Here is a 12,782-nt window from a genome sequence, read left to right as displayed (position 1 = left end):
GGAGGGGAAAGTTTTTTCTCCGGCTGGATATGCTTTTCTGGTATGAGCGTTATCCAGAATTTGGAAGACAGCGGCAAGGGTGGGGAGCCCTTTTTTTCAACCGGGCCTGCGCATCTTTTCCCATAGCGCATTTCTGCGGCGGGAACATTACCCGGCAGAATCCGGACTTTTCCGGTTTCCCCTTATAAGGGTATGTTCTCACCAACCTCTTCCTGAGCCCTTCATTCTGCCGCATGGAAGGGCTGTGAAAATGCGGATATGGCAAGGAGTCGATTAGGATTCGCGTGAAACCTTGAACGGCAGAGGGAAATCCGTTCAACGGGAGACGCGTTTTTCTTGCTCATGACGCCTTTGCGGAGTACAACCCCTGGAACTTTTTCAGGGAATATTTTTTGAGGGATTGTGCGTTTTTTTGTGTGTAAATTATTTATTATAAATGAAATATGATAAAAATAAAAAAGCGTGTTGTGATGTGATAGAAAAAAGTATTTCGGAAAGTATATTATTTGTCATGATATGACAAAAATGCGGCATGTTTTATATATTGTTTATTTTTAGTAATTTATCTTAATAGGTTTTCCTTGTTTGGGAGGGGGTGGGCGGAAAAAAAGGGTTGCCAAGGCAGGGATTATTTCGTACCCAAGAGCCGCCGTTGCCGATTTTCCGGCTTCCGCACATGGCCTGAAGGTTTTGCCGGAGTGACTGCCATGTGTATGGCGCCTAACCTCGTACCGCATGAATTTAAGAATAATTGCCACCCTGTCTTGTGCCGTCGCGGCCATGTTTGTCAGCAGCTGTTCGACAAACGGCGCTGTAACCGGCATGGGGAAATCCAGTAGTGACGCTCTTGTTTTGGCCCGTGTAGGTGAAACTGCCCAGGGATTCGTCCAGCCCCTGGCACCCAGTCGTTCGGCAGCGCCTTCTTCCAAACTTCCCAAGTTGGGGCGCGACAAGCACAAGATGCCGTTTTATCATCCCGCCCAGCGCACCCGCGTAGTGCGCACCACGGCTTATACCCATTCCGAACGAGACCATTTGGCCTATGGCCCCCGGAATGCCGTCGGTACGGCGCTGAAATACACGTCTTCCGTCCGCAGCGCCGCTGCAGACTGGTCCGTTTATCCCTTGGGGACTACTTTCCGCATCAAGGGCCAGCCCTACCTTTACGTTGTTGATGATTACGGAAGCGCCCTGGTCGGAACCGGAACCATTGATATTTACCAGCCCAACAAAAAGCTGATGAAGGAATGGGGCCGCCGTTATGTGGAACTGACTATCGTCCGCTGGGGAGATCCCGCCAACAGTCTGGAGGTGCTCGGTAGCCGTCGCGGCTACAGGCACTGCCGCGCCATGTATGCGGCCCTGCAGCACCGCGTTTCCAAGGGGTTTTACGCCAAGGCCGACTGACCCATGTTTTCCATCCCGGCGCCGCCATCGCTGCATGGCGGCGCTTTTTTATTTTCCGCCGTGCGGGCGGAGTGGTAATCTGGCGGCATGAATACGGAAAAACGGGCTTCCATTGTCCAGGAGGAACTCATGTCCCTGTACGGGGCTCCTCCCATTCCCCTGGTGCACCGCGACGCTTACACGCTGCTGGTGGCGGTTCTCTTGTCTGCCCAGTGTACGGACAAGCGGGTGAATCTGGTGACCCCTGCTCTGTTTGCCCTGGCCTCCACCCCGGAGGAAATGGCCCGGCAGGATGTGGAAGCGGTCCGGGAAATTGTGAGGCCCTGCGGCCTCTCGGAAAGGAAGGCATCCGCCATCGTGAACCTCAGCCGCATCCTGGTGGAAAAATATGAGGGAAAGGTTCCTTGCGACTTTGCTGCTCTGGAGTCTCTTCCGGGGGTGGGGCATAAAACGGCTTCCGTCGTCATGGTTCAGGCCTTTGGCGTTCCCGCCTTTCCGGTGGATACCCACATTTTCCGCCTTTCACGGCTGTGGGGGCTGAGCACGGGAAAAACGGTGGAAGCCGTGGAACGCGATTTGAAAAGCCTTTTCCCTGAAAAATTGTGGGGAGATCTTCATCTGCGTATTGTCTTGTACGGTCGTGAATATTGCCCTGCGCGGGGATGCGGGGGGCGCTGCCCCATCTGCAGCCGGCTGGCCCGGGAGAGCGGCTGCGCAGGCGTCTGAATTTTTTACAGGGTCTAAAATGATGCTTGCAAGTCTGAATTTGCATGCTTTAATACACCAGTATCTTTTCGAACAACCATATAACTTAAATTATGAAGAACCTTTTTAGACTGGGTTTCCGTTTCGTTGCATTTGCTTCCGTCCTGATGGCTGCGTTTTCTACATCCGCTTTCGCTCAGGAAGCCGCCGAAGCCGTTGCCCCGCAGGAACAGACCATGCTTGACAAATGGATCATCGCCGGTGGTTGGACCATGATTCCGATTATGCTGGTGGAAGCTTTCATCATTTTCCTGGTGATTTACAACATGGTAGCCCTGAAAAAGGAAAAATTCTGCCCGGAAGATCTCAAGGTCACTCTGTTGCAGCTGATGGCCGAATGCCGCATCCGGTCCGCCATTGAAGTTGCGGCCGGCAGTCCCACCTATTTGGGCCGTCTGGTTGCCTACGCCCTGCCGAATGTGGACGCTACCCGTCCGGAAGACCTCGGCAAAGATGCTATTGAAGACGCCGTGGCCGACTTTACGGCCAATGAAAGCCGTTCCGTGTTCAAATGGATCAACATGCTGGCCCTTTGCGCGCAGATTTCTCCCATGCTCGGCCTGTTCGGGACGGTGCAGGGGATGGTGGGCGCGTTCGGGACGCTGGCTACCGCCGGCCAGGCGGACCCCACCCAGCTGGCCGGTGACATTTCCGTGGCTCTTCTGACAACGTTCTGGGGATTGATCAACGCCATTATCGCCACTCCGTTCTTCTTCTTCCAGAAGGGCATTGCCAACGCCCAGATTGCCGAATGTGTGGGCACTGTGCAGGAAATGGTGAACACCTCCATCAACGTGGTGAATGCCGAAGCCCAGCTTGCCCGCATCCCCGAAGGCCTGGCCTGATTGCCGGAACAGGCGGTCCGGCCCGGAAGCGTCCGCTCAGTCGGAACCGGGCCGGAGAACCTCAACAAAATGTAGCTTATGGGTAAGAAAAAAGCTAATGTAGCGCCTGAAGAAGAAAATGGGGAAATGGATATGTCCCCCATGATCGACATGGTTTTCCTCCTGTTGATTTTCTTCGTGGTGAACGCTACGGCCATTACCGTTAAAAAGGATAAGAACATTCAGATGCCCACGGCCAGCAGCTCCGGTGAAGTGAAATCCGCCAACGGCTGCATTGTGGTGAATGTTTATGGGGAAGGTGCGGGTAAGCGGCCGCCCGGCGTAGATCCCAGCGTTCTCTGGTCCTCCGACGTAGGCACTCCGCTCAATTCCTTTGATGAACTCAAGGAATACATCAAAAACCTTGCGGAACGCTTCAAGGACAAGCAGGATTTTGAAACGCGTCTCTATCTGCGCGGTGACCAGCAGGCTCTGTTCAAAGGCTCCCGGGAAGTAATCCGCGCGGCTGCGGAATGCGGCGTAGTCAAAGTGATCTTTGCCGTACTGCCTGCCAAGAATTCCTCTCCTGCAACCAAGGCTGAATAACATTACGCGCTATGGCAAGACATAAAAAACTGGAAACGGTTGAGGATGAAGATCCCAAGCTGGATATTTCCTCTCTCATCGACGTATGTTTCCTTCTGCTGATTTACTTCATTGTAGCGACCTCTCTGATTCAGGAACGCAAATTGGATATGTCCATGCCAGGGCAGTCCGTGAGCGAAAATGCCTCCCAGATTGAACCGGCACTGATCCGCATTATCAAGGACGGCACCATTTACTGGGGCAAGGACAACAGCCTGATGATCGACAATGACATGAACAACCACAACCTGGCGACGCTCGTCCAGCAGCTGGAAGCCAAAAAACAGGAGGCCAGCGCTGTAGGCACCAAGCCGGTAGTGCAGTTGTGGGTAGAAGGGGATGTCCCCCACCAGCGCGTTATTGACGTCATGAACGCGTTGACGGAGGCCGGGATTACAACGGTGGCTCTGACCGACCTTAAGGACGACTAAAAGTAAATTACCTTTATTTTTTTCATTGACTCTCAGCTTCCGCTCTCAAAAGGAGCGGAAGCTTTTTTTGTTATTGACGGGAGAAACGGAGGCCCGCATACGGCAGCATTTTACGGCAAGGGGGGGAGCCCCGTAGAGAAATCCGGAGTCGGACCATGCCCTTTTTGTTGTACGGTAAATGTTCTGGTGGGGATATGCAGTTTTGGCCGGAACAATACTCCTTTCTTGGCCCGGTGCTGAATCCGTTTTTCCCTTTTGTGGGACCGCAGGTGGCAGGCGGATAGCCGTGAATTCTGTCCGGGAACGAAACTTCAGGAGAAGTGTTGCCGTCTTTTTCCAGTATTGCATTCCGTGTGTGGCTGGGAGGAGGAGAGGCAGTCAGGAGAGTATTGGAAGGGCCGGCTTCAGAAAACCTGTTCATTCACGGGAGGGATGGAAAGAGTATATTGAAAGGAGGATGCAGCAGAGCAGGGAGAAAGGCGGCTCGAAGCCTTTATCTTATTTGTACAGTAACAGGAAAATCCTTGTTGATGATTCCCGGGAAGTGATATTGTTATGGGGGAGTACGGGGAGGAGTGTGTTTCTTCCCGTACCTCCCGTGGGGAGGAATAGCTGTTTTTTCATGATATTTCCTTTCAACTCGCGGATGGGATTTCATGTTGAAAAAAGAGAACTGAGAGGGGAGGGGATGGATGTTGCCGGGGAGAAGGCCGGCATGGCTGCGGATGCCGGAAAAATGGAATTCCGGTTGAACGGACGATCTGTTTGCGCCATGTTAAATGTGCCTCTGGCATCCTGACAGACGGGATCCGAGGCTCCTTAAGGGTATGATGGAATAGTAGGCCGTGTTCCACCGAAAAACTTTTGAAAGCGGAAAGAGTGCATTCCTTTGGCCGCAGAGTGTGTAGCGGGGTATTGAAAAAGCAGTATTTTTCCGGCTGGGCGGCGCAGACCTGTTCCAACTCCGGATAGACGGGGGATGTAAGAACTTTCTTGCAAGGATGACTAAAAAGGTAAAACTTTCTTCTTTAGAGTTTGACGCATCCTGTTAAAATGACGCAATCCATTACAGATAGGTGTATTCCGTGTATTTGCACAGATATTGCACCTGTTTTATTATCTCTTCTGTTTCAACGAATTTTAAACACATGATCAAATCAAACTATACTACTGCACTGGCTGCAGGCCTGGTTTCCGTGCTGAGTATCGGGGCGGTTCTTCCATCCGGCGCCCAGCATGGCCCGCGCGATTACCAGCGCACGGCCCTGACGGCCATTAAGGAAGGGAAGTGGCAGGAAGCCCTGGATGCCGTGGATCGCTGCATCCGCGTTTATGAACCCCGTATCAAGATGCTGGGGCTGGATGACGGCTTCGGCTGGTTCTATTACCAGAAGGGCGTCTGTCTGGCCCAGCTGAAAAATTACAAGGAGGCTGTGGAAGCGTTCAAGGCTTGTTACACCAAGTTTCCGAGCGCTAAAAACCAGCTCGTGAAAATGGCCCTGTTCCGGGAAGGGGAAAACTACTGCCGTCTTGGGGATTTTGCCAAGGGTGCGGAGCTGCTGGAAAAATTCCTGAAAGAATACCGCAGCGATCCTGTCGCCAGAAACGTCAATGCTGGCGAAGTGCAGGGGCTTCTGGCCCAATGCTATTTCAAGATGTCTCCGCCTGCTTTTGAAAAAGGGATGGAAAACCTTACCTCTTGCGTCACGTCACGCTACAAGGGCCGCCGCATTACGGATGCCGTTATTACCAATGGCTTTCTGGCGATGGTGGATGCCGCCATTAAGACCGGCAAATGCAGTGAGACGGTGAAGTTTGTGGAAAACTACCCTTCCGTGATGAATATCAGTCCCACGCGTGTGGCTTTGTACACCCCGCGGCTGGTGAGCTACGTTGCGGAAGTGCTGGAGAAATCCCGTTCCCTGCTTCAGGATGGAAAGCAGAAAGAGTCTGAAGATTATGCTTCCCTGGCGATGGTGCTGATGGGTCTTCTTCCCGATCAGTCCGGAGTAATGGCGGATGCCAATTATTCCCTGGATCGTCTGGGCCGTGCCAACGGGGCCGTGCCTGGCGTGACGGATTTTTCCCATACGCTGGACAGAGCGAAGGTGACGGCCCTGATCGACCAGTTCAACAAGATGAAGGAGGAAGGAAAGGTCATGGACGCCTTCACGTTCAGCTTTATGGGCAACCAGGCCCTGGTGCATGGTTCCCAAAGGGTTGCCCGCGCCGCCTACCAGCTTATCAATGAATCCTACCCGGATGCTCCGGGCAGGGAGGATAACCTGTATTATCTGGCGATGACCACCTGGCAGCTGGGAGAAGCGGACAAGGGAGGCGAGCTTGTGGCGCAGCACCTGAAGGAATTCCCCAATTCCAAGTATGCCCCCATGCTTAATACGCTGTCTTTGGAAGGGCTTCTGAAGGAAAAAAAATTCGATCTCTGCGTTCAGCAGGCGGACAAGGTCATGGAGTTGCATAAGGATGACCCCACCCATAAGTTCTATGAACTGGCCCTGTACTGCAAAGGAGCCTCCCTGTTCAACCTGGGGGCTGCCGACGCCTCCCGTTATAAGGAAGCGGTGCCGGTGCTGGAACGCTTCGTGAAGGAATACCGTGACAGCACTTATCTGAAAACGGCCATGTACCTTCTTGGTGAAACCTACACGAACCTGGGCAATACGGATGAAGCCATCCGGTCCTTTACCAATTACATTGCCCGTTTCCCGGACAAGGGGGAGGCCAATATGGCCGCCGTATTGTATGACCGGGCCTTCAACTACCTGAACCGCAAGAACCCCGGAGACGAAGAGCTTGCCGCGAAAGATGCGAAGGAAATTGTGGACAATTTCAAGGACCACCGCCTGTTCCCGTATGCCAACAATTTGCTGGCTAATCTGTGTGCCGGCAGCAAGGAGCATGAGCAGGAAGCGGAAGGCTATTTCCTGGCCGCTCTGGAGTCCGCCAAGAAGCTGGGCGACAAGCGTCCCGCTGCGGAAGCCGTGTACAACCTGTTTATTAACGCTACCAAGAAGCCTCTTCCGGTAGAACCGAAGGAAGCCGTGGAAACGGCCAGGACGGCGCGCCGGGACGAGGTCAAGAAATGGTATGACGAGTACTGGAAAGACAGCGACCAGCCCGGCAGCCGCTACAGCCTCCAGCTGGCTGCCGCCGCCATGGACTTCTTTAAGGATGACAAGGAGATGTTTGACCCGGCATCCGTCAAGATGCAGGAAATTATTGTGAGGGAAGGCAAGAAGGACGATCCCAAGATGACCGTTCTTCTGGAAGAGGCCGTCAATTCCTATACCAAGACGTACATGGCCGGCAATCAGGCCCTGGGCCGCAATCTGGATGCCAATGCCATGCGCAACCACTTCTACCGGTTCCCCGGCGTGGACAATGATAAAGACAAGACGCTGAGCGCCATGCTTCGCATGGCCGTTATTGCCCAGACTCAGGAACGGTATGAAAAGGCTCCTGTGGAGACGGACGAACAGCGTGCCGAGAAAGCCGCCCTGGAAGGTCTGGTCAAGCAGCTCTTCGTGGAGCTGAAGCGCGACTTCAAGCCTTCCGATCTGCCCCCGTACACGCTTGTGAAGCTTGGCATGCACCTGGCCGGCACTTCCCAGCCTGAAGAAAGCATCTCCTACTTTGATGAAATCCTGGACCCGTCGGAACCTGACCCGGTGCGTAAGAAGGCCCGCATCAACGGCATGTCCAAGTACCGCAAGAATGCGGTCTTCGGGAAAGCCGTAGCTCTGGGGCGCAGCAAGGATAACGCCAAGGTGGACACCGCCATCAAGATGATGAGGGATGAACTGAGCAAGGAAGAATCCAGCTCCAACCCGGACCGCAAGGCCATGGAAGACGCCCAGTACAATCTGGTCAAGTTCACTTCCGCCCGCCAGGACTGGCCGGCCGTCATTGCCGCTGCCGACAAGTACCGCGAAAACAAGACCTATAAGAAGAATCTGCCGGAAGTCCTCTATCTGCAGGGTGAAGCCTACCTGAAGCAGAATGAGCTGGACAAGGCGTTGATTAACTTCATGAACATCACGGGTACGTACAAGGGGCTCGTGAAGTGGTCCGCCCCCGCCGTGCTGGCGCAGATGGATACGCTGTGGAAGAGGAATACGATGTCCCAGGGTGCGGGCAAGCAGCCTTCCGACAGGTACGTTGCCTGGAAGGCCGGCAGCCAGTACGTGCAGTTGCTGGATACTCCCGCCAACCGCAAGAAGATGACGGCGGAGGACAGTGCCCTGGTCAATGAGGTGAAGGATAAGACGGCCAAGTTCGGTTCCGATCCTGCCGTCAGCCAGGAACGGGCGGACATTGCCGCCTATGAAGCAGCCGTACGCGCCGCCAAGGGCCAGAAATAATAACAAGAGGTTTAGTAATCAATCATATGAAAGCACTTTCAGTAATAATGGTATTGGCCGGACTGTCCTCCCTGGTTCCGTCCATGGCCCAGAATGCCCAGAATCCCCAGCGCCTGCGCGCCAGAGTTGCCGCACCGACCATCAAGAATGGCCGTCCGACGGATATCTACATTCTTTCCTCCAATGGACCCACGGTCCAGTTTGTGGAGAGCAGGGAATCCCAGGAAGTCCTTCAGCAGATGGCCAGCGCCTTCAAGACGCTGTATATTTTTGAAACGGACGACTTTGTGGATGCCAAGGTGGCTATGGAAAACCGGAAGTACCAGGAAGCCCGCAACAAATTCCACGCTCTGGTGAATAAGTATGCCTCAACGCTTTCCATCAAGGACAGCCTGTCCGCCCGGGCGGCCGTCTATGAACTGGAGTGCGCCATGCGCATGATGGATTGGGCTGGAGTCAAAGGGTTGGCGGCCAAGTTTCCCGTCAGAGGGGCCAATTTGTCCCCTTCCGCCCAGAATGACCTGGAGGTGGCAAAAATCATGGCCTTGATTCCAGATAAGGACTGGAACGGCGTGAAAAGCCGTGCCGGTTCTTTCCTGGCAACCAAAAAGAATGCCACCCGCCTCCAGCAGGCGCGGATGAAATATGCCCTGGGTGCGGCCGCCATGGTGGCCCAGGATTGGAACAAGGCGCTGGATTATTTTGCGGAAGCCCTGGTTTTGTTGCATGGTTCCGATGAAGAACTGGCGTCTGCCTGCGTGGCCCGCTCCCTGGATGCCTACCTGCGCATGCCGGATGTTGTCAAATTCTTTGAGAATCCCGTCGTCTCATCTGCCGTGGAATCCAGGAAGAATAATCCCGAAGCTGTGATTCCGGATTCACGGCTGAAGTCCCGTCCCGTTCCTGTCAAGGAAGCGGCTGCCCTGTACCGTTTGCATGAACTGATGTTCCCGGACAGGAAGCTGCCGGCCAAGTATGACGGTTTTGCGGTTTCCTACAAGCATCCGGCCGCTGTTGCTCCCGCCAAGGCTCCTGACCAGGCTCCCGCACAGCCGCAGAATAAGCAGTAATAAAGCTTCGCGGCAGGTTGTTCGCCGGCCGATATTTCTTTAATAAGGGCCGTCTCCCCATAAGGGGGGAGACGGCCCTTGTGTTGAGTTTTTCTTGTTTCTGCAGGCAGAAGCCTCTCCCGGTGTATCCCGGAAAGGAAACAGCGCCGGAGCAAAGGAGAAAATGAATAGCTCATCAGGTTGAGGCGTGCGTCTCCCTGAAGGCTTGAAACGGATTTCTTCAGTCCCGTTTCCTGAATTGACAGGAAAATATATCAAAGATCCTGGAACGTCCGGGAAAACGGTATTAAGCCGCTGTAGGCCGGGAATAGGGAACTAAGCGGTGCTGCAGGACGGAGGGAGGGGAAACAGCCGGCATCTCAGTTGCGGCATTAAAAATGCTTGTGCCTTCGTGACGGCATTCGCGGGAGTTCGGAGGGAAAAGCTGTTCTACCCCAGGGGAAGACCACCGGAGGCGGGCGTGGAGAAGGGAGTTACTGCAGAACGGGAGCTTTTTTTACTTCTTCCATCCATTTCCTATACAGTTCCGGAGAAATCTCGGAAGGCTTGATTTCCGAACGTTCACCCCAGAAAACAGCCGTGTGGAGGATGGGAATGCCGGAAGCCTCCAGATGGCGGTCAATCGCCGCTTTGTGCTCCAGAACGGCATCTTTTTCCAATCCGTGTACCACACCCATGATTTGCGCTCCTCCAAAAACATCTCCGCCTGTTCTCCAATAACAATGGGTCATGCAGATGTGGCGCCCGCATTCCGCTCCAGCCCGGATTTCCATGCCGGAGGGAACCGTCCAATGGAACAGTCCGTTGTATTTGGTAACGGGGCCGTCGTCCGTTTTGGCTCTCACATGTTCCAGAAAAGTGGCGAAACGGCCGATGACATGCTTCCGGTCCAGTTCTTCCGCCGTACGGCAGTATTCTTCCGTTTCCAATCCTGCCCGTGCGGCCCGGAGGGACCAGGGATCTTCCACCATTTCCTCAGGCCTGAGCTGTTCCTTGACGGAGAGGAGCACCTTCCATTCCAGTTCTGAAAGAGATACGGTTTTCGTTTCCTGCATGGGAGCCGGTTCCGGAGTTTTTTCTCCGGGCCTGAGTCCCCTGCGGCGCATGTGCCCCACCCCCAGCGCAAAGACGCCGCGTGCCGGCAGCAGAACATAACCGTCTGCGCCGATATGGCGTTTCAGGATGCCGCAGTGTTCCTCCGGCGTACCGCACCCCACGGGCACCTTGACCGTGGTCCAGAGCCTGTAGTTGGCGCCGGGGTTGGCCGCATCCGTATTGCGGAGCACCACATGGCCCGTAAAAGGGTCCAGCTCCTTCATCCAGTCAAAAGCGGCATCCAGTTTTTCCTCCGGCAGGGACCAGGCCACCAGGGCTCCCTGGGCCAGCTTAGTCGCCAGCAGCGTCTGGCGCACGCGACGCACTACTCCGGCCTCCATCATGGCTTTCAGCCGCTGGATAACCACCGGAACAGGATGTCCGCATTGTTCGGAAATGGCGTGGAAGGGCAGGCGGCGGAACCCTTTGATGCGGTCTTCCGCCACCAGCAGAATGTCCGTGTTGACGGGGTCGTTGGGGGAAGTGGGAATGTTGTTCATGGCGGCGTAAAAAAGGCCGGGCGAGGGTATCGCCCGGCCCGGAAAGCCGGATTTGATTTTCAGGCTATTGCCCGGACTGGTAGAGGGGTTTGTTGTCGTATCGGGCGTCGTAAATGGCGAAGGATTCGCGGTGCTGGTTGTGGTCGCCCCGGAAAATCAGCCTTCCGCTGTGCTGGCGTTCCAGTTCCATGAGCAGGCTGGCGTCTTCATTCTTGAAGCGGGAGAGCACTTCCGAGTTGACGACGATGACCATGTCTCCGATGGTATCCCGGTATTTCTGGATGCAGGCGTAAATTTGCCGCTGAATTTCCACGCTCATGGTCATCACGGATTTGACGCGGCCCCTGCCTCCGCAGTACGGGCACGGATCATGAACGGATTCCCTGAGGCTCTCGTTGAGCCGCTGGCGCGTCATTTCCATCAGGCCGATGGGGGTGATCTGCAGTACCTGGGTTTTTGCCTTGTCCCGTTTCAGGCGGTCCTTCATGGCCTTATAAACGGCCTGCTGGTCCTTCCTGTGGCGCATGTCGATAAAGTCCACCACCACCAGACCGCCGATGTTGCGCAGGCGAAGCTGGCGGGCGATTTCATAGGCGGCTTCCAGATTGGTATCCAGAATGGTCTTGTCCAGATCCTTGGTGCCCTTGTTGCGTCCGGTGTTGACGTCAATGGCGATCAGCGCCTCCGTTTCGTCAATCACCAGGTAGCCTCCGCAGGGCAGGAGCACCTGGCGCTGGAAAGCTTCATTGATTTGTTTTTCAATTCCCAGTTCTTCAAAGATAGGCGTGCGCACGGGGAAGTGCTGGATGTGGCGCTTGGCGCGGCGCGAGATTTTTCCGGCAATGGCGCGCATGTGTTCCGTGGTTTCCGCGTTGTCGCAGATGATGTTGTCTACGGTGTCCGTAAGGAAATCCCGTGCCGTGCGTTCAATCAGGTCCGGCTCCTTGTACACGCAGACGGGGGCCGGATTGGCCTCCTTCTTTTCTTCCACGCTGTACCATTGTTCCAGCAGCATGGCGAGGTCGCGGACAAAGTGGCGGTAGCGCTGGCCCTGGGCCACCGTGCGCATGATGATGCCCATTCCGTCCGGAACATTCAGTTTCTGCATGATCTGGCGCAGGCGCAGGCGCTCTTTGGGGTCTTCAATTTTACGGGAGATGCCGAACTGGTCCGTAAAAGGCATCAGGACCAGGTAGCGTCCCGCCAGGGATACGTTCGTTGTGACACGGGGACCCTTGGTGCCGATCGGTCCTTTGGTGACCTGCACCATGATTTCAGAGCCGATGGGATAGATGTCCGGGATGTCTTTGGACGTGATTTTGCGCTGCTGTTTTTTCGGACGGCCTTCGCGTTCGATTTCTTCCAGGCTGGAGTCCAGTGCGGCGGGAAGCGCGTCCCAGAAGTGCAGAAAGGCGTTTTTTTCCTGCCCGATGTCCACGAACATGGCTTTGAGGCCCGGTTCGATGTTCTTGACACGGCCTTTGAAAATGCCGCCTACGATGTTGTCTTCGCCTTCGCGCTCGATGGTGTATTCTTCCAATACGCCGTTTTCCAGAAGGGCTACGCGGCGTTCGAGCTTTTCGGCATTGATGATGATAGTGGAGCCTTCCATGGGATCGCAGGATCCGAAGCCGAAGGCCCGTTTGATTTTTTTAAGCATTTT

10 protein-coding genes are annotated in these 12,782 nt (G+C 54.8%); 8 read left to right on the top strand and 2 right to left on the bottom strand.

Annotated elements, in window-relative coordinates; genetic code table 11:
- The first annotated feature begins 735 nt into the window (after window positions 1-735).
- The 8 genes from AMUC_RS11800 to mul1B all read left to right on the top strand — a co-directional run bounded on the left by AMUC_RS11800 (window position 736) and on the right by mul1B (window position 9,524).
- Window positions 736-1,407 carry a 3D domain-containing protein gene (locus AMUC_RS11800; RefSeq protein ID WP_012419603.1) on the top strand — a complete coding sequence of 224 codons (672 nt, stop codon included), beginning with the start codon at window positions 736-738 and terminating at the stop codon, window positions 1,405-1,407.
- Window positions 1,408-1,494: 87 nt separating this feature from the next.
- On the top strand, window positions 1,495-2,133 hold the full coding sequence (locus AMUC_RS03000) for an endonuclease III domain-containing protein (protein ID WP_012419602.1): 639 nt from the start codon (window positions 1,495-1,497) through the stop codon (window positions 2,131-2,133).
- A 92-nt stretch (window positions 2,134-2,225) separates the two neighbouring features.
- Entirely contained in the window at window positions 2,226-3,017 is a 792-nt protein-coding gene (locus tag AMUC_RS02995; RefSeq protein WP_012419601.1) for a MotA/TolQ/ExbB proton channel family protein, read from the top strand.
- 78 nt (window positions 3,018-3,095) lie between these two features.
- Window positions 3,096-3,602, top strand: coding sequence for an ExbD/TolR family protein (locus tag AMUC_RS02990; RefSeq protein ID WP_012419600.1), 507 nt, complete (start codon window positions 3,096-3,098; stop codon window positions 3,600-3,602).
- Between the two features lie 11 nt (window positions 3,603-3,613).
- Window positions 3,614-4,072 carry an ExbD/TolR family protein gene (locus AMUC_RS02985; RefSeq protein WP_012419599.1) on the top strand — a complete coding sequence of 153 codons (459 nt, stop codon included), beginning with the start codon at window positions 3,614-3,616 and terminating at the stop codon, window positions 4,070-4,072.
- Window positions 4,073-4,250: 178 nt separating this feature from the next.
- A complete protein-coding gene (locus tag AMUC_RS12495) occupies window positions 4,251-4,871 on the top strand; it encodes a hypothetical protein (protein WP_012419598.1) in 621 nt (206 codons plus the stop codon).
- Between the two features lie 349 nt (window positions 4,872-5,220).
- Window positions 5,221-8,454 (top strand): mucin utilization putative transporter subunit Mul1A, encoded by a 3,234-nt coding sequence (gene mul1A / locus AMUC_RS02975; RefSeq protein ID WP_012419597.1) that lies wholly within the window; start codon window positions 5,221-5,223, stop codon window positions 8,452-8,454.
- Between the two features lie 26 nt (window positions 8,455-8,480).
- Window positions 8,481-9,524 carry a mucin utilization putative transporter subunit Mul1B gene (mul1B, locus tag AMUC_RS02970; RefSeq protein WP_143245906.1) on the top strand — a complete coding sequence of 348 codons (1,044 nt, stop codon included), beginning with the start codon at window positions 8,481-8,483 and terminating at the stop codon, window positions 9,522-9,524.
- Between the two features lie 473 nt (window positions 9,525-9,997).
- On the opposite strand, the gene AMUC_RS02965 is transcribed toward mul1B, so the two are convergent.
- Together AMUC_RS02965 and AMUC_RS02960 are read right to left on the bottom strand one after the other, a co-directional pair.
- The gene (locus AMUC_RS02965; protein ID WP_012419595.1) at window positions 9,998-11,119 is read right to left on the bottom strand and encodes a hypothetical protein; all 1,122 of its coding nucleotides are present in this window, start codon (window positions 11,117-11,119) and stop codon (window positions 9,998-10,000) included.
- A 64-nt stretch (window positions 11,120-11,183) separates the two neighbouring features.
- A complete protein-coding gene (locus AMUC_RS02960; RefSeq protein ID WP_022198556.1) occupies window positions 11,184-12,779 on the bottom strand; it encodes an Rne/Rng family ribonuclease in 1,596 nt (531 codons plus the stop codon).
- Between the last annotated feature and the right edge of the window lie 3 nt (window positions 12,780-12,782).

The sequence above is a fragment of the Akkermansia muciniphila ATCC BAA-835 genome, from assembly GCF_000020225.1.
Classification (GTDB): domain Bacteria; phylum Verrucomicrobiota; class Verrucomicrobiia; order Verrucomicrobiales; family Akkermansiaceae; genus Akkermansia; species Akkermansia muciniphila.
Note: the sequence above shows the minus strand (reverse complement) of the source record. Positions and strands in the feature narration are given on the sequence as shown.